Annotated in this window: 18 protein-coding genes; 1 reads left to right on the top strand and 17 read right to left on the bottom strand. The window is 42.6% G+C overall.

What is annotated here, in order from left to right:
* Positions 1-163: 163 nt before the first annotated feature.
* The 16 genes from prsA to ybeY all read right to left on the bottom strand — a co-directional run bounded on the left by prsA (position 164) and on the right by ybeY (position 14849).
* Positions 164-1105 carry a peptidylprolyl isomerase PrsA gene (gene prsA / locus P8P68_RS01615; RefSeq protein ID WP_000728082.1) on the bottom strand — a complete coding sequence of 314 codons (942 nt, stop codon included), beginning with the start codon at positions 1103-1105 and terminating at the stop codon, positions 164-166.
* Between the two features lie 67 nt (positions 1106-1172).
* On the bottom strand, positions 1173-1886 hold the full coding sequence (locus tag P8P68_RS01610; RefSeq protein ID WP_278276038.1) for an O-methyltransferase: 714 nt from the start codon (positions 1884-1886) through the stop codon (positions 1173-1175).
* 1 nt (position 1887) lies between these two features.
* Positions 1888-3690: an oligoendopeptidase F gene (gene pepF, locus P8P68_RS01605; protein WP_278276036.1), complete on the bottom strand. Its 1803-nt coding sequence runs from the start codon at positions 3688-3690 to the stop codon at positions 1888-1890.
* An 18-nt stretch (positions 3691-3708) separates the two neighbouring features.
* Positions 3709-4665 (bottom strand): competence protein CoiA family protein, encoded by a 957-nt coding sequence (locus P8P68_RS01600; RefSeq protein ID WP_278276035.1) that lies wholly within the window; start codon positions 4663-4665, stop codon positions 3709-3711.
* A gap of 76 nt (positions 4666-4741) precedes the next feature.
* On the bottom strand, positions 4742-5890 hold the full coding sequence (locus P8P68_RS01595; RefSeq protein WP_278276034.1) for a hypothetical protein: 1149 nt from the start codon (positions 5888-5890) through the stop codon (positions 4742-4744).
* A gap of 174 nt (positions 5891-6064) precedes the next feature.
* The gene (gene tehB, locus P8P68_RS01590; protein ID WP_278276033.1) at positions 6065-6925 is read right to left on the bottom strand and encodes an SAM-dependent methyltransferase TehB; all 861 of its coding nucleotides are present in this window, start codon (positions 6923-6925) and stop codon (positions 6065-6067) included.
* A 14-nt stretch (positions 6926-6939) separates the two neighbouring features.
* Entirely contained in the window at positions 6940-7407 is a 468-nt protein-coding gene (smpB, locus tag P8P68_RS01585) for an SsrA-binding protein SmpB (RefSeq protein WP_001051743.1), read from the bottom strand.
* Entirely contained in the window at positions 7370-9724 is a 2355-nt protein-coding gene (gene rnr / locus P8P68_RS01580) for a ribonuclease R (RefSeq protein WP_278276032.1), read from the bottom strand. Before rnr ends, smpB begins: the two co-directional genes overlap by 38 nt.
* Before the next feature lie 249 nt (positions 9725-9973).
* Positions 9974-10207: a preprotein translocase subunit SecG gene (gene secG / locus P8P68_RS01575; protein ID WP_000282517.1), complete on the bottom strand. Its 234-nt coding sequence runs from the start codon at positions 10205-10207 to the stop codon at positions 9974-9976.
* Positions 10208-10246: 39 nt separating this feature from the next.
* On the bottom strand, positions 10247-10396 hold the full coding sequence (gene rpmG / locus P8P68_RS01570) for a 50S ribosomal protein L33 (RefSeq protein ID WP_001809104.1): 150 nt from the start codon (positions 10394-10396) through the stop codon (positions 10247-10249).
* Positions 10396-11595 carry a multidrug efflux MFS transporter gene (locus P8P68_RS01565; RefSeq protein WP_216728414.1) on the bottom strand — a complete coding sequence of 400 codons (1200 nt, stop codon included), beginning with the start codon at positions 11593-11595 and terminating at the stop codon, positions 10396-10398. Before P8P68_RS01565 ends, rpmG begins: the two co-directional genes overlap by 1 nt.
* Complete coding sequence (gene coaE / locus P8P68_RS01560; protein ID WP_216728415.1) at positions 11582-12187, bottom strand: dephospho-CoA kinase; 606 nt, start codon at positions 12185-12187, stop codon at positions 11582-11584. The genes P8P68_RS01565 and coaE overlap by 14 nt, the downstream gene beginning before the upstream one ends.
* Entirely contained in the window at positions 12187-13011 is an 825-nt protein-coding gene (gene mutM, locus P8P68_RS01555) for a DNA-formamidopyrimidine glycosylase (protein ID WP_216728416.1), read from the bottom strand. The genes coaE and mutM overlap by 1 nt, the downstream gene beginning before the upstream one ends.
* A gap of 48 nt (positions 13012-13059) precedes the next feature.
* A complete protein-coding gene (gene era, locus P8P68_RS01550; protein WP_000143275.1) occupies positions 13060-13959 on the bottom strand; it encodes a GTPase Era in 900 nt (299 codons plus the stop codon).
* Positions 13960-13975: 16 nt separating this feature from the next.
* Positions 13976-14371 carry a diacylglycerol kinase gene (locus P8P68_RS01545; RefSeq protein WP_000378181.1) on the bottom strand — a complete coding sequence of 132 codons (396 nt, stop codon included), beginning with the start codon at positions 14369-14371 and terminating at the stop codon, positions 13976-13978.
* Complete coding sequence (ybeY, locus tag P8P68_RS01540; protein ID WP_000275169.1) at positions 14352-14849, bottom strand: rRNA maturation RNase YbeY; 498 nt, start codon at positions 14847-14849, stop codon at positions 14352-14354. The genes P8P68_RS01545 and ybeY overlap by 20 nt, the downstream gene beginning before the upstream one ends.
* A 104-nt stretch (positions 14850-14953) precedes the next feature.
* On the opposite strand from ybeY, the gene pavA reads away from it, so the two are divergent.
* Complete coding sequence (pavA, locus tag P8P68_RS01535; protein WP_278276031.1) at positions 14954-16609, top strand: Rqc2 family fibronectin-binding protein PavA; 1656 nt, start codon at positions 14954-14956, stop codon at positions 16607-16609.
* A 32-nt stretch (positions 16610-16641) separates the two neighbouring features.
* On the opposite strand, the gene deoD is transcribed toward pavA, so the two are convergent.
* Complete coding sequence (gene deoD, locus P8P68_RS01530) at positions 16642-17352, bottom strand: purine-nucleoside phosphorylase (protein ID WP_000022092.1); 711 nt, start codon at positions 17350-17352, stop codon at positions 16642-16644.
* Positions 17353-17357 lie beyond the last annotated feature (5 nt).

Below are 17357 nucleotides of genomic sequence, written 5' to 3'. Positions count from 1 at the left end.
CGCTTCTGTTCCCAATTCCGTTTTATTTTCTAGTTTTGATTGCTATTATACCACTTTTTCAGAAAGAAAAAAACTCTTATCCTTTAATCCTTCGAATTTTACTCATTTTCTCGTATCAGGTATAAAAAAAACAAATCTCTTTTGAGATTTGTTTTTTGCTTACTTAGTTAGATGAAGAACTGCTGCTTGAGCTTGAGTCACCACCACCGATGTATTGGGTGAAGATGTTTTGGAATGATTGGTCTTTAACCTTGATGTTTGCTGCTTGCAATTCTTTACCAATTACTCCTTGAACAAAGGCTGAATCATTTTGTTTTTGAGTCAAGATGATGGTCTTCAATTTTTCTTTATAATCCTCGATATTAGAAGATTTTTCTGTTTTCTTCGTTACTTTGATGATGTAGAACTGACTACTGTAGGCTTGTGTTCCAGTAGCTGTAATCACATCAGAAACCCCGTTCACATCCAAGGCAAAGGCTGCTTTCTTGACTTGTTCTGGAAGTTCTGTTGAAGCAGAGTCAAAAGTGATTTCTCCACCATTTTCTTTTGTTTTATCGTCGTTAGAGTTGTCTTTTGCCAACTGAGCAAAATCCGCACCTTCTGCTTTAGCTTTCTCAAGTACTTCTTTTGCCTTGTCTTCATTATCCAAACGGATGATTTGAGCTGTTACATCTGGTGTGTAAGACTCAAAAGCTTTTTGGTAGGCTTCGTCTGTCAACTCACTCTCAGCAGCCTTTTTAACCGCTAATTCAACCAATTTGCTGGTACGGATTTGAGCTTTACGAGTCTCAGGTGTCATACCTGCACGTTGAAGCACGCTGTTGTAGCTATCGCCGTATTTCTTTTGTTCCTCAGCAACGGCGTCATCCACATCTTTATCTGTTACCTCTGACCCATATTGTTGTTCAAATACTTTTTGGATGGTCATATTGAGCAAGACTTGTTGTGCAGTTGGATTGTTCTTTACTTCTTCAAAGAATTGATGCTCTGTAATCACATCGCCCTTCATGCTGATCAAATCTTTTCCTTCAGAACTGTTTGAACAAGCTGCAAGTGTTGCTACTGATAAAAGTGTGATGGCTCCTGCCATAAGTTTTTTCTTCATTTTTACTCCTTTTACGATAAGTGTTACCTTATCTATTTTACTATAATTTCTTAAATTTACCTGAAAATCATTCGCTCTCAGGAAGCTCTACTTCTGCTAGATTTTTTCTTAGCATGAGAATGCCGTCTCCAAGTGGAACTAGAGTCGCTGTTAGACCTGGATTGTTCAAAGTTGCGTCGAAAAGTCTTTGCAAACCACGGTAAATGGCTCGTTGACCACGACGGACTTCCATGATATCCTTGGCAACATCTCCTCCTTGGAAAATATCATCCAAGACCACTACTCCACCAACTTCCAAATGTTTAAGTATTTCAGGTAGAAAGACGATATACTTGGACTTGGCCGAATCCATAAAGACAAAATCATAAGTTTCTGTCAGACTAGATAAAACATCGACTGCATCTCCCTCTAGGAGGGTGATTTGCTTGCGGCTGTCAAACTGGGCAAAATTTTCCTTGGCAAAGCCAATCATCTCAGGATTACGGTCAATCGTTGTAATCTTGGCATTTGGCGCATGTTCCGCCATCAAGAGGGCTGAAAAGCCAATTGCCGTTCCGATCTCCAAAATATTCTTAGGTTGCATGGTTTCCATGAGAAATCGAAAGTAAGCGACCGTTTCATGAGGAATAATGGGAATGTTTTCCTTGCGAGCGAAGACTTCCAATTCTTTCAAGGAACCTGTCACCTGCTTTTGACGCTGGCGCATAAACTCTACGATTTCTTCCTTGACGACGGGGCGACGCATATTGTGATTGGCATTTTTACTATAAGACTCTACCATCTTAAGCTAGTCCCAATTTTTCAACAAGGGCTTCAAACTCGTTCAAGCGACGTTCAAAGACTGCAAAGGCATCGTTGAGATAGTCTTCCTTCTCCATATCCACTCCCGCTTTTCTCATGACATTGAGTGGATAGTCAGACTTACCTGCCTTGAGGTAGTCGATATAGCGGTCACGATCTTCTTGACTACCATGGACAATCTTCTCAGCCAAGGCTGAAGCAGCTGCAAAACCTGTTGAATACTGATAAACATAGTAGTTATAGTAGAAGTGTGGAATGCGTGCCCACTCGTATTGGATCTGAGGATTGTCTTCCTTGCTGAGTCCATAGTACTCTTGGTTCAAGTCCGCGTAGAGCTTATTGAGGAAATCACTGGTCAAGACTTCTCCATTTTGATCTGCTTGATGGATGGCATGTTCAAACTCAGCGAATTGAGTTTGACGGAAAACTGTTCCACGGAAACCGTCCAAGAAGTTATTGAGGATTGCAAAGCGAGTTGCATCGTCTTCCACTTCTTCCAATAATTTCTCTGTCAAGATATTTTCATTGGTCGTTGAGGCAATTTCTGCCAAGAAGATTGAGTAATCTCCGTACACATAAGGTTGGGTTTCACGAGTATAGCTGGAGTGCATACTGTGACCAGTTTCATGGACAAGGGTAAAGAGATTGTCTAAATTGTCCTGCCAGTTGAGAAGCATAAAGGCATTGGTATCATAAGAACCACCAGAGTAGGCACCAGAACGCTTGCCTTGGTTTTCATAGACATCAATCCAACGCTCGCTGAAGGCACGTTTGACACGGCTCAAGTAGTCGTCACCCAAGACTGCCAAGGCCTCTTCTGCCTTTTTCAAGGCTTCTTCGTAGGTAAAGCTGTATTCTACTGAAGATAGCGGTGTGTAGACATCGTACATCTTGAGATCTGAAATACCCAAGATTTTAGAACGCAGGTTAAGGTATCGATGCAAGAGTGGCAAATGCTTGCGAACTGCTGCTACTAGATTGTCATAGACACTTTCTGGAACAAAGTTTGCTGCGAGGGCTGCATGGCGAGCACTCTTATAGTTGCGGACTTTTGCACGGTAGTTTTGCACCTTGACATTTGTCTGCAAAGTCTTAGCATAAGTGTGTTGGAATTGCTCGTAAGTCGCATAAAGGGCTTCATAGGCCCCACGACGCACTTCACGGTTTTTAGACTCCATCAAGCGAATGTAAGTACCGTGTGAGAGTTGCACTTCATTGCCTTCATCATCAAAGACATATGGGAAGCTAATATCCGCATTGTCCAAAATAGCGAAGGTTTCACTAGCAGCGCCAAAGATTTCTCCTGCGCCAGCAAGCAATTCTTCCTCACGTTGCGAAAGAACATGGTCTTTTTTTTGCAAGAGCTTGTCAAAAAAGTGCTTGTAAACTTGGAGTTTTGGTTGAGCTTCTAGGAAGGCCGCATACTGCTCCTCACTAATCTCCATAAACTCAGGTTCATAGAATGAAAAGGCTTGTTCTAACTGACTGTATAGGGTCATTGCCTTAGCATAGTACTCTTGATACTTGGCTTCACGTGTGTCCTGGTCATTTTTCATATGCGCATAGACATAAAGCTTTTCAACTTGGCGTTCCAAGTCAAGTGAGAATTCTGTAATCTCAAGCAAACTGTCTGCGCTATCCAAGAGATGCCCCTCATATCGAGATGCTGTTTGTACTTTTTCAGTTAAATCTTTCAAGGCTTCTTCCCAAGCCTGGTCTGTTGGGTAGATTGTTGAAAGATCCCATGTATCTTTTTCATTTATTTCATGTCGTTGTAATACCATAAGATTCCTCCATCCTTTCTATTTTACCACATTTTTTGAGAAATATAAGTGATAAAAGGCTGGTGGATAGAGCTTTTGGCAATTATTTTTCGGTTTTTTTTGATAGTAAGCCTGAAAATTTCTATAATAGCTAGTCAAATCCGTTTCAATCTGCAAAAAATCTCCTGATTCTATTGGTCTGACTTGAGGATACCAGTCGTCTAGTTGACGGTTTAATAGATTGTCTCCTCGTTGATAAGCCTCCTCCTGCTTTTTCATCCAGTAGGGCGTTTGGTAGTACAACTGTTGGCGAATGTAGTGACAGATAGATGAATCTTGCTCAACTGCAAAACGAGGCAGTTTTTGTTTCTGATAAGGAAATCGTAGAATTTCCAAGAGATTTCCTTGACCATAGGGAAACTCCTTGACCCGAAAATGAAGCTTGCCACGTAGGTCCTGATGCAAAAGGTATTTGAGTCTCAAAACTTGCTTTTTGAAATCTAGTTCCCAAGCATAGAAACCCATATTTTGACTATAATAGAGAAATCCCCTTTGCAGTTGTGTAAGTCTCTCTTTTAACCAGAGTTTTTCTCCCAGTAGCCAGATAACTTGGTATCCCTGACTACGGTAGCCTTGACTTCTATGACCTAAAAGCTTTTGAGACAAGGGACTGCACTGGACCTCCAGAGCTAGTTTCTCATTGACGAGAACATCCGCTATTTGCTGAATCTTGGGCAGACTATATTCTAAAGCGACCTGATTGTCCTTCTTGGCCCAGTGATAAAGGATCTCTTTGTTGCCCAAGTGTTCTGGACTTTCATTTTCAAAAATAGCGATGCAATCTCTTAACCTTTCATGGGCAAAATGCGTTCGAATGCTCTGTCCTTGGCGTAATCGTAGTCCACCACCACAGGCTGGACAAGTATAATCTTGCCTAGTCACGTCTTTTTCGAGGGCATTCACCAAATTTCCCTTGGCATCTCTGGCTACAAACATGGTCTACCTCCTTTTCTCATTTATTCGAAAAAGAAGTAAAAAAGACTGGATTTCCAGCCTTTCATGATATTATTTCTTATCTTTTTTGTCTCTTAGAATATTTTTTTAGCATGGGAATGAGATTGGCGATCTGCTCACTTCTAATGACCAGCACGCCATATTCTTGGCAGCGATTGGCATAAGCTGGATTGATTTTTCCAGTACAAACAATCAACTTGAGGCAACTCTCCCCAGCAAAATGATTGGCGTAAACTTCTAGTTCATTGATGGCTTCGACTGATAAATCTGTCATCTTGCAGGAGATAAAGGTAATCGAGCGTCCCTTTCTCAGAATGACATCAATCTCATTTTGGACATTATCCGCCTCTGGAAAGATGCCATTCCAATCAATCTCACCGCCTATCATGCACTCATCAAACAGCTGAGATTCAAGTGCCAAGAGATAGAGATATACCTCTAAAATATGCCCCTTGTTGCGACAAAAGACCTGAGCTTCTTGACTTGGAAAACTGTAAGCTACTCGTTTTTTGTCCTCACTTTCAATACAAAGCATCCCTGCTTCCACAAGTAAAGGAATAAGGGATTTTGGATAGTGATAATATCTGCCATTGTTTTCCAGTATCTTTTCTGTCTCAGCATGCAGGTCATTGGTCTTAGCTAGAGAGAAAAATTGGGTCACTTGATACCAGTGGGCAGGGTTGGCAATGGCAGAGCTGGCTAGTTTTTTGATGGCTGCAATTTGCTGAGCTGAGTGGATAGGGCGTTTTGATTTGAGCATTTTTCCACCACGCAAGGATATCAACTGTTGGATGCTTAGGGTTGGAATGTCCAAGTCTTCTTTTTCCAACTGGCCATCTACCCACTTGTATTGTTTTCCTCGCTCGACATCCATGGCAACGATAGGAAGGTCCCGATCCAAGCCGTATTGATAGAGAGATAAGGCTAGTAGCGAATCCCCACCAAAAACATCAAGAAGAACCTGGTTATAGCCTGCTAGACAATAATCTAACTGGTCCGCTAGTTGTTCTAAGGATAACTGACGAAAGGTCACTCGTTGGATATGATGCACCTCTTCCATGATGAACTGACGGAGAGAGAGTCTCTCTTCATTGCTTATTTTTGTCAAAGATAAAAAAAGAATCTCGTCACAATCACTGATGAAGGCTTGGTAGACATTCTTTTCCAATACATGCCGATCATACAATTCCACCAAAAGACTCGTCATTCGACCACCTCCATCATAAAGACTTTCTTGCGCTGAGAGTATCAGCAACACAGTTCTACTGCTCAGATTTCCTACTTCTAGTATAGCATAAAATCCTGCTCGCCCCAATCAACCAACGCAAACAAAAACGAATAGAGACCTTGCAAAGTGGTTTCTATTCGCTGGTATAGGTTTTTACTTGACTTTTTTAGCTAGCATAGTCGCAAAGCGTAGTTGAATGCGATTGCCATTTTCATCACGACGGTGCAGATGTCCTGGATTTTCATTATATTTGACCAATTCCCAATCCTTGTAGTAGTCCGCCAACTCCCCTTCTTTAAAGGTGAATGGGAAGTTAACCGAGCAAGGATAATCCTCTGTATCCATGGCACAGACGATAAGATTATAGCCACCGACCGTGGTGTGCTCCTGCATATTTTGGATAATAGTTGGAATACGGTCCGCTTGTAGGAACATCAGAACAACTGTTGAAACGATGAAATCATAGTCTTGGCTAATGCTGGCTGAATTGATATCATAAAGTCCGACAGGCATGTCTAGATCCTCTTGCTCTACGATGCTTTGCAAGATTTCAAGGGATAATTCATTTTGATCCACAGCTGTCACATCAAAACCATTCTGTGCAAGAAAGAGAGAGTTACGGCCTTGACCACAACCCAAATCCAAGGCTCTTCCTGGTTTCACCGTCTGCATAGCTTCTAGGACCTCTGAATGGACTGGATTGATCTGGTATTTCTTAGGGAAATAATCCTCAGGTTTACAATAAAATTCCAAGTACCATTCTACATCGTCTGTTGCGGCCTCAACTCGGTGCCAAGCTTGTGGTTGTGCCATAGGGTTGTCTGCTCCTGCTTCAAAGAGGTGTTCAGCTAGAACCTCACCATCTTCAGTCAACTCAATAAACTTGAGTGCCCCCTTCAAGACAGTAATTTTTCCCCAAGTGCCAACTTTAGTATTATGCTTTTGCTGGACATCTTCAGGCATGGTCTGTTTATTCCACAAGGGCATCCGTTTATAGGCAATTAATTTTTCCATTTTACTTCCTCTTCTTAACGCTGGTTGACAGCTTTCATCACACGCGCGATGTCGCGGTTTTGTTCACGACGCTTGATTGACTCCCGTTTGTCATAGTCATGTTTCCCTTTGGCAAGTCCTAAAAGAAGCTTGGCATAGCCGTCTTTGAGATAGACTTTGAGGGGAACAAGGGTCATTCCTGTCCCTTTGGTCTCTTGTTCCAATTTTTGAATTTGTTTCTTATGGAGCAGGAGTTTGCGACGGCGTTCTGGTTCCTGATTCCAGATATTGCCCTCTTCGTAAGGGGCGATATGAACGTTGCTCAACCAGACTTCCCCATTTTTCACTTGGGCAAACCCATCCTTGAGATTGATTCGAGCTGCTCGAACACTCTTGATTTCCGTTCCTGTCAGGACCATTCCTGCTTCAAGCGTATCTACGATTGTATAGTCGTGGTGCGCCTTTTTATTTTGTGCGACGACCTTTCCCTCTCCCTTTGCCATGCTTGGCTCCTTTCTTAGCTACTTCCTTGTAAAAAGGTTTCTTGCCTTTTTTCTTTTTATCTTTTTGTGAATGCTTTTGCTTATCATTTGAGCGTCCTGATTTTCTCTTGTCTTCCTTCTTATCTGAACGACGACTTGAACTACGACCCCTGTCTCTTCGACCAGCTTGTTTCAAGCTTTTTTCAATGACATCAAACTCACTAGGTACGAAAGAGAAATCAATCTCTCCTGTCATCTTATCGGCTCTTTCAACTCGAATGCGAATCTGCTGTCCCACACGGAAAGTGATTCCTGATTTCTCTCCACGAAGAGTCAAATCACGCTCGTTGAAATGATAAAATTCAGGCAAATTGGTAATGTGAATCAAGCCTTCGACTGTATTTGGCAATTCGACAAAGAGACCGAATTTAACGATGCTAGACACAACCGCATCGTACTCTTCGCCCACGTATTCTTCCATGTACTCAGCCTTTTTCATGGCTTCGACTTCACGCTCCGCCTCGATGGCACGACGTTCACGGTTGGAAGACTGGGTTGCAATCTCTGGAATCACTTGTTCAAAATGCTCTGCTATTTCCTTAGAACGGCCGTAATCCCGAATCATTCGGTGAACAAGAAGGTCAGGATAACGACGAATGGGGCTGGTAAAGTGAGTGTAATAGTCGGCCGCTAGTCCATAGTGACCGTGATTATGCTCTGAATAACGAGCCTGTTGCATAGAACGGAGAAGCATCATTGACAATACATCCGCATAGGGTTCTCCCTCAACAGCACGCATGATGTCTTGAAGCGCCTCCTGGCTAATCTCACTGGCAGTCCCATAAATCCGCAAACCAAAGCTTGAAGCATAATCAATAAACTTCTGAACTTTTTCAGCCTTGGGCTCCTCGTGAATCCGATAAATGAAAGGTAGATCCAGCTTGCTAAAGTGCTCGGCAACCGTTTCATTAGCAATCAACATGAAGGACTCAATCATCCGCTCAGCAACACCACGCTGACGAAGAACGATATCAACTGGCTTGCCTTTTTTATCCACCAAGATCTTAGCTTCACTGGTATCAAAGTTAAGGGCACCACGTTTCTCACGCATGCTTTCTAGCCTTTCATGGAGCTTGGCCATGAGTTCGATACTTGGAACAATTTTCTTAAACTCTTGTCTCTTTTCCTCATCGCCAGCTAGGATGTCATTGACAGCGCTATAGGTCATACGGAAGCTAGTCTTGATAACTGTTTGGGTAATGGTGTAATTAACCACACGACCGTGTTTATCAATTTCCATAATAGCAGACTGGGTCAAGCGATCTACTTGAGGATTGAGAGAGCAGATGCCGTTTGACAAACGCTCTGGAAGCATTGGCACCACTCGGTCTGTCACGTAGACAGAAGTCGCGCGGTTAAGGGCTTCCTTGTCAAGGGCAGAACCCTCGGTCACATAGTAGGAAACATCTGCGATGTGAACTCCGAGTTCTAGATTTCCATTTTTCAAAGTCTTGATGTGTACTGCGTCGTCCAAGTCCTTGGCATCCGCACCGTCAATGGTAAAGGTAATCTCATCTCTCAGGTCCAGACGACCTTCCATATCCTTTTGAGACGGAGCTTCCGGTACACTTTCTGCCTCCTTGAGAACAGCTTCTGGAAATTCTGAAACAATATCCATGGATTCCAAGACTTCAAGAACATCAATCCCAGCATCAGTCGAGTGCCCCACCACGTCTAGCACACTAGCGACAAAGAAATCATGTTTCTTACTTGGGTATTTATCGATAAAGACCTTGAGAACCTCTGTCCCTTCCAACTTGATAGCCGGTTTCTTCACATAAATCGGTTGGCTGATTTTCTGATTCTTTGAACGAATGTAGCCCGCATACTTGGGCTTTTCCTGATCCAAAACGATTTGCCCGACAACTGTCGTCAGGCTATGCTCTAAGATATCGATAATTTTTGCTTCTGCAGCAGTTCCCTTGTTGCGGTCAGCGACTTTCTTGATGACCACCTCTACGGTATCACCATCAATGGCATAGTTGACATCGTTTTTTCCTACAAAAAGATCGTCCTCTTCGCCTTCTAGACTGACAAAGCCAAAGCCGTTTTTATGGGCATGAAAAATCCCTTTGAGGGTAATTTCATGTTTCTTCTTTTGGTCCAGACATAAACTACCATCATCTTCAAAACGAATCAGGTGCTTTCTTTCCATCAGAGACAGGGTTTTAATCAACTCACGGAAATCCTTGGACCCATCCTTTCCGAGAGCCTGAGCTAGATCATTTACCGTCACTCGCCCCTTCTCTTGCAAATATTCTTTAATTTTATCTTTCATGTTTTCTTTCTAGATTTTTTAATTTTCTTTAACTGTAAGACCTTCTCAAACATCATTTAATACTCAATAAAAATCAAAGAGCAAACTAGAAAGCTAGTCGCAGGTTGCTCAAAATACCGTTTTGAGGTTGTGGATAGAACTGACGAAGTCAGTAACACATATACGACAAGCCGACGCTGACGTGGTTTGAATTTGATTTTTGAAGAGTATAAAAATAAAAATAGGCAAAGACCTAGTCCTGCCCATTTCTTATCTACTTGATAATACCGTCAATGCTAAGGCAATGGCTAGCCAGAAAAAGACTAAAATACCTGTCAAACGTTGCATCACAGCTTCAAAACCACGCGCTTTACTACGTTCAAACAAATCACCTGAGCTGGCATCAAATACATTGCTGGATTGGTTCTTGGTTGGTTGCATGAAAATCGCAATCACAATCACAACAGATAATACTAATAAAATGGTTAATAATAGGTTATACATATCAAACTCCTTAAAATCCCTATTATTTTACCATAAATTCTACTTAGATTCAAGATGTAAAGTTACTTTTCTTTCCTTTGGACAATATTTTAACACCTCAATCTTGTCTGGATGAGTTTTGGAGTTCTTACTGGTTAGATAATTGATGCTACCACAAGAGGAGCACTTGAGATTGATTTTTACTCGCACTAGATTTCCTTTACTTTTAATAATGATCTAAATTGCACTATGTTACATAAACAACTGAAAGCTACACAGGCTGCTGTCGCATAAAAGACAGCATGATAGCCCAAATATCCTGCAACTGCAGATCCCGCCATAGGTCCAATCACTCCACCGAGATAAAAAAAGACTTGGTTGAAGGCGAAAATCCTTGAAATACCTGATTTTGGAGTCATTTTACTGAGAAGGGCATTGACTCCCGGTATGAGAGCTCCCGTTCCCAAACCAAAGAGAAAACGATACAAGCCAAGTTGAAGGGGGCTGGTCGCATGGGCACAAAGAAGGTAAATGATGACGGAATAAATCTGTGCCGTGACCAACAATCTATGATTCCCTACCTTATCGCCAAGTTTTCCTAGAATTCCAGCACTCATCATGCTAGAAAATCCCATGCTGGATACAATCAATCCTGATACAAAGAGGAGATTCTCAGTTTGCCCTAAGTCACGCACATAGAGAGCTAGAATGGGACCAATTGATTGAGCTGAAAATTGAATGACAAAGCTCGTCAAAAATAGGTTCGCTAAAAGCCTAGGATACTTGAAAGAAGAAAATACTTCTTTCGTTAGGATAGCCTTCTCCTTAGCCACTGGCTGAAAATCTTCCTTGATAAAGAAAATGGTTAGGATTGCAGCTAGAAATAAGAAAGCACCTACCAATAAAAAGACATTACGAATACCAAAAATTTCAGCAACCAAGCCTCCAACAAAGGGACCCGTCAGTGTTCCTGCAACAACACCTGTAGATAAAGTCCCCAGAGCCGCTCCAGACTTATCTTTAGGTACCTGACTAGCAATCAAGGCCGTTGCATTGGGGACAAAACCAGTAAATACACCATTAAGCAAGCGCAGAAAGAGTAGCCAATAGATATTTGGCACGAAGGCCAAACCTCCCATAGTGATGGTCATGGCAAGCCCAGCTCGAATCATCATGGGCTTTCGACCGTACTTGTCAGCAAGAATACCCCAGATAGGAGAAACTAGAGCTGCTGAAACAGCCGAAACTGAGATGGCTAATCCAGCATAAAAAGCAACTTGGTCCCCTTCAATTCCCAACTGCTCTACAAAGATAGGCATGAAAGGAACGACCAAGGAAATGCTGGCGCCCGTTAGAAAACTACCGAACCAGGCGACACGAAGATTCTCTTTCCAACTAATCTCTTGCACAGCTATCGCCTCCTTCAAGTAACTTCACTACTTGACTCACGAGCTGATCACGACTGCCATTGTTATCTAATATATGACTCGCCAATTTTTTCTTTTCTTCTAAAGACCACTGAGCTGCCAGACGAGACTCGGCGACTTCCTTAGAAAGATGATTCCTTTTCATGAAACGTTCTAACTGGACATCATAGTCCACATAGATCAGCCACGTTTCATCAAACCAGTTGGCATATCCCTGTTCAAAAAGCAGGGGAATATCCATGAAAAAAATTGCTTCTGTCTGGGCTAACTGGTCACGCAATGCTGCCAGTTCCTCAAGAATTATCTCTCCTTGTGTTTGCTTAGACCATTCCCGCTCCTCAGGATTTGAAAAGATGAGACTAGCTAGGAGAGGACGATTGAGTTCTCCATTTTCTAAGAGAATTTCCTGTCCAAAATGCTGGACTAAAACCTGATAAAGACGACCCCCAGGTTTTTGTAGATCATGGACGACTGCATCGGCATCCACCACTTGGAAGCCTTTTTCTCTTAGAAAATTTGTCACAGTTGACTTACCAGAGGCAATTCCTCCTGTAATTCCAATGATTTTTCCCATCAGTCCCTCCTTTGACACTGAGGACAAAAATGAGTTCCTCGTCCACCGAGCTGGAACTTCTCAATCACTGTCCCACAGCGCGAACATGCTTGTCCAGTCTTATCATAAACCTGATGGAAGTCCTGCATGGTTCCGTCTTCCCCAAAGGCATTGGTATAGGTTCGAATAGTTGAGCCCCCGTTTTCAACAGCCTGACCCAAAACAGCAATGGTCTGGTTATGTATAGCTGACGTTTCGTCTGCTGTCAAAGTCTGGGAAGATCTAGCTGGATGGACCTGAGCTCGCCAGAGAACCTCATCCACATAGATATTTCCAAGGCCAGCGACCAAGGTTTGGTCTAGAAGGTGAGATTTGATAGGCTTTTTAGATTTGGATAGGGCAGCTTGGAAGGACTGCAAATCAAAATCCTGCTCTATTGGCTCAGGCCCTAGTTTTTTAGAAACAAAGTAGGCATCCAAAAGTTCATGCACCAATAGTTCCATGGTACCAAACTTGCGTACATCCTCATAAACAAGCGTGCCTCCATCTTCAAACTCAATGAAAATATGGGCATGCTTGCGTTCAGGAACCTGGTCTGGATAGTAAAAATACTTGCCCTCCATCCGCAGATGGGAAATCAAGACCTTGTCTGTTAGGTAAAAAAGCAAATATTTTCCACGACGTCCCATTGACACAACAACTTGACCAGGCAATTCCTTTTGAAACTCGTCCAAATCTGTCTTGACCATCTTGGGATAACGAATCTCTACACTCGAAATCTTCTTTCCCAAAATCAATTTTTCTAAGCCACGACGAACCGTTTCAACCTCTGGTAATTCAGGCATAAATCCTCCTTCTGTAAAAACAAGAAGCAGGCATGAGCCCACCTCTACTTAGTATTCTTTTTCATTATAGCCAAAGTCAGCCAAATCTAGCTTTTTATCACGCCAGTTTTTCTTGACCTTGACCCAAGTTTCTAGGAAAACCTTGTCCCCTAGCATGAGTTCGATATCACGACGGGCCATGGTCCCAATTTTCTTGAGCATGGCGCCACCTTTACCGATGATAATACCTTTTTGACTATCACGCTCGACCATGATGGTTGCACGGATATGAACCTTGTCTGTCTCTTCGTCACGCTTCATGGAGTCAACTACCACTGCAACTGAGTGAGGAATCTCTTCTCGCGTTAGGTGCAAGACTTTCTCACGGATCATTTCAGAAACCAAGAAACGCTCAGGATGATCTGTGATTTGATCAGATGGGAAATACTGGAACCCTTCCTCCAGATTTTCACTCAAAATATCGATTAGACGAGAAACGTTATTTCCTTGAAGAGCTGAAATAGGAACGATTTCCTTGAAGTCCATCTGGTTACGGAAGTCATCAATTTGAGCCAAAAGCTGGTCTGGATGGACCTTGTCAATCTTATTCACCACCAGAATCACAGGCACTTTGGCAGCTTTCAGACGCTCGATAATCATGTCGTCGCCCTTACCACGTGGCTCATCAGCTGGCACCATGAATAGAACAGTATCTACTTCACGAAGGGTGCTATAAGCAGATTCCACCATGAAATCTCCAAGAGCTGTTTTTGGCTTGTGAATCCCAGGTGTATCGATAAAGACGATTTGCTCCTTATCTGTGGTGTAAATCCCCATGATTTTATTGCGCGTTGTCTGCGCCTTGTCACTCATAATGGCAATCTTTTGCCCCATGACGTGATTTAAAAATGTTGACTTCCCAACATTGGGACGTCCCAAAATAGCTACAAAGCCTGATTTAAATGTCATAATTTCCTCTTAGTGTTTAAAATAGTATATCCCAAATGCGTGGGAGAAAGATAAGTGCACCTGTCACTGCAGCAAAAAGAGAGACAACTAGCACGGCTCCTGCTGCCATGTCCTTGGCTTTCTTTGCCAACATAGAAAAGTGATAGTGACTGGCTAGATCCACCACATTTTCGATAGCGGAGTTAATAATCTCAAAAGCCACTACCAAGAAAATGCTCATTAGGAGAAAGAGCCATTCGATTCGTGACACCTGAAAAACAAAACCTGCAAGGATGACTACTAGAGCCGTCACTGCATGTTTTCGCATATTGCGTTCTTCCTTGAAAGCAGTCAGAATTCCTGTAAGGGCAAATTCTAAACTGGATACCAGGTCACGATTTTTCCATTTTCGTTTATTGTCTTGTGAGTCCATAGGCTGTCAAAATTTCTTCTTGTAAACCGAACATCTCCGCTTCTTCTTCCGGAGTGTAGTGATCGTAGCCGTTGATATGTAAAAAGCCGTGTACTGCCAAGAAGCCCATTTCACGCTCAAAGCTGTGGCCATATTCCTCAGCCTGCTCATGCGCTTTATCGATAGAGATGAACAGTTCCCCAATATAGGCATCAAACTCAGACATCATCTCTGCTAATTCAGGATTTTCAAGCAAATCTTCTTCATCAAAGGCAATGTCCAACTCTGGTTTATACTCAAGGCTGATGACATCTGTCGGACGATCCGTATCACGGTACTCGAGGTTGAGTTCGTGGCTACGCTCGTTGGTCACAAAAGTAACTGCCATCTCCTTGTCTTCTTTTCCTATTTTTTGGGCTGCAAATTCCAAAATTTCTTGGGTTTGTTGCAAGATTTCTTGTGAAACTTGACCAGTTTCATCTACCATTTCAATATACATGTACTTCTCGATTCTCTTTACTTGGCTTTATTATACCACATTTCCATGATTTTATTCTACCTTTTTGATATAATACTATGGAATACAATCACAAGGAGAGAACGATGTCATTTGACGGATTTTTTTTACACCATATGGTTGAGGAATTGCGAAGAGAGTTGGTCAATGGTCGCATCCAGAAAATCAATCAACCTTTTGAACAAGAGTTGGTCTTGCAAATCCGCAGCAATCGCCAAAGCCATCGCCTGCTCCTCTCTGCTCATCCCGTTTTTGGTCGCATCCAGCTGACCCAAACAACCTTTGAAAATCCAGCCCAACCTTCCACTTTTATCATGGTTTTGAGAAAGTATTTGCAGGGTGCCCTGATTGAGTCGATCGAGCAAATCGAAAATGACCGTATTGTGGAAATTACAGTTTCCAATAAAAATGAGATTGGGGACCATATTCAGGCTACCTTGATTATCGAAATCATGGGCAAACACAGTAATATTCTCCTCGTGGATAAAAGCAGCCATAGAATCCTCGAAGTTATTAAACACGTTGGCTTTTCACAAAATAGCTACCGCACCTTGCTCCCCGGATCGACCTATCTCGCTCCACCAAGCACCGAGTCTCTCAATCCTTTTACTGTCAAGGATGAAAAACTCTTTGAAATTCTGCAAACCCAAGAACTAACTGCAAAAAATCTTCAAAGTCTCTTTCAAGGTCTGGGACGTGATACGGCAAATGAATTGGAAAACATTCTTGTCAGTGATAAACTGTCTACTTTCCGAAACTTTTTCAGTCAAGAAACCAAGCCATGCTTAACAGAGACTTCCTTCAGCCCAGTTCCTTTTGTAAATCAGGTGGGAGAGCCTTTTGCCAGCCTTTCTGACTTGCTGGACACCTACTATAAGGACAAGGCTGAACGCGACCGTGTCAAACAGCAAGCCAGCGAACTGATTCGACGTGTTGAAAATGAACTTCAGAAAAATCGACATAAGCTGAAAAAACAAGAAAAAGAATTACTGGCAACAGACAATGCTGAGGAATTTCGCCAAAAAGGGGAATTGTTGACAACCTTCCTCCACCAAGTGCCTAATGACCAAGATCAGGTTACCTTGGACAACTACTACACCAATCAACCTATCACCATTGCGCTTGATAAGGCCTTGACTCCCAGTCAGAATGCCCAACGCTATTTTAAGCGTTACCAGAAACTCAAAGAAGCAGTCAAATACCTGACTGAACTGATCGAAGAAACCAAGGCTACCATTCTTTATTTAGAAAGTGTCGAGACTGTTCTCAATCAAGCTGGGCTGGAGGAAATCGCTGAAATCCGTGAAGAATTGATCCAAACTGGCTTTATTAGAAGACGCCAACGCGAGAAAATTCAGAAACGCAAAAAACCAGAACAGTATCTGGCGAGCGATGGCAAGACCATCATCTATGTCGGACGAAACAACCTGCAAAATGAGGAATTGACCTTTAAAATGGCCCGCAAGGAGGAACTTTGGTTCCATGCCAAGGACATTCCTGGAAGCCACGTCGTCATCTCAGGAAATCTTGCCCCATCTGATGAAGTTAAAACAGATGCGGCCGAACTAGCTGCCTACTTCTCCAAAGGGCGCTTGTCAAATCTCGTGCAGGTGGATATGATTGAAGTCAAGAAACTCAATAAACCAACTGGTGGCAAACCCGGTTTTGTAACCTACACAGGACAAAAGACCCTCCGCGTTACACCAGACCCAGAAAAAATCGCATCTATGAAAAAATCCTGATTTCAGGTGAAATCAGGATTTTCGTTTACAATTTACTCTGCAATCAAGGTTTCCAAACCAACCTTCATCATATCGGTGAAGGTATTTTGGCGTTCTTCTGCCGTAGTGTCTTCATCTGGATTGACCAAGCTATCAGAAATGGTCATGATAGCAAGTGCATCGACGTGGTGTTGGGCAGCAAGATAGTAAAGAGCTGCTGCTTCCATTTCCACAGCCTTGACTCCCCATTTACCAAGCTCGATGTTCTTTTTAAAGTAGTTTGAGTAAAAGACATCTGATGACAAAACGTTCCCAACGTGGGTGGTCATACCTAGTTCTTTGGCGATATGGTAGGCCTTGTCTAGCAAGTCAAAACTAGCGATTTGTGGGAAATCATACTGTGGCCAGTCGTTGCGGATGATGTTTGAGTTGGTTGCAGCTGCTTGCGCCAAAACCAATTCACGGACATGAACATCCTCGTTTAACGAACCCGCAGTTCCCACACGGATCAATTTCTTTACACCGTAGTCCACAATCAACTCACGCGCATAAATCGAAATGGATGGCATCCCCATCCCAGTTCCCATGACCGATACACGGTGACCCTTGTAAGTACCAGTGTAACCAAACATGTTACGCACTTCGTTAAAACAAACAGCATCTTCAAGGAAGTTTTCCGCAATAAATTTCGCACGAAGAGGATCCCCAGGAAGAAGAATTTTATCAGCAATTTCACCCTGCTGAGCAGCAATATGGATAGACATAGTTT

The organism is Streptococcus sp. D7B5 (genome assembly GCF_029691405.1).
GTDB lineage: Bacteria > Bacillota > Bacilli > Lactobacillales > Streptococcaceae > Streptococcus.
Note: the sequence above shows the minus strand (reverse complement) of the source record. Positions and strands in the feature narration are given on the sequence as shown.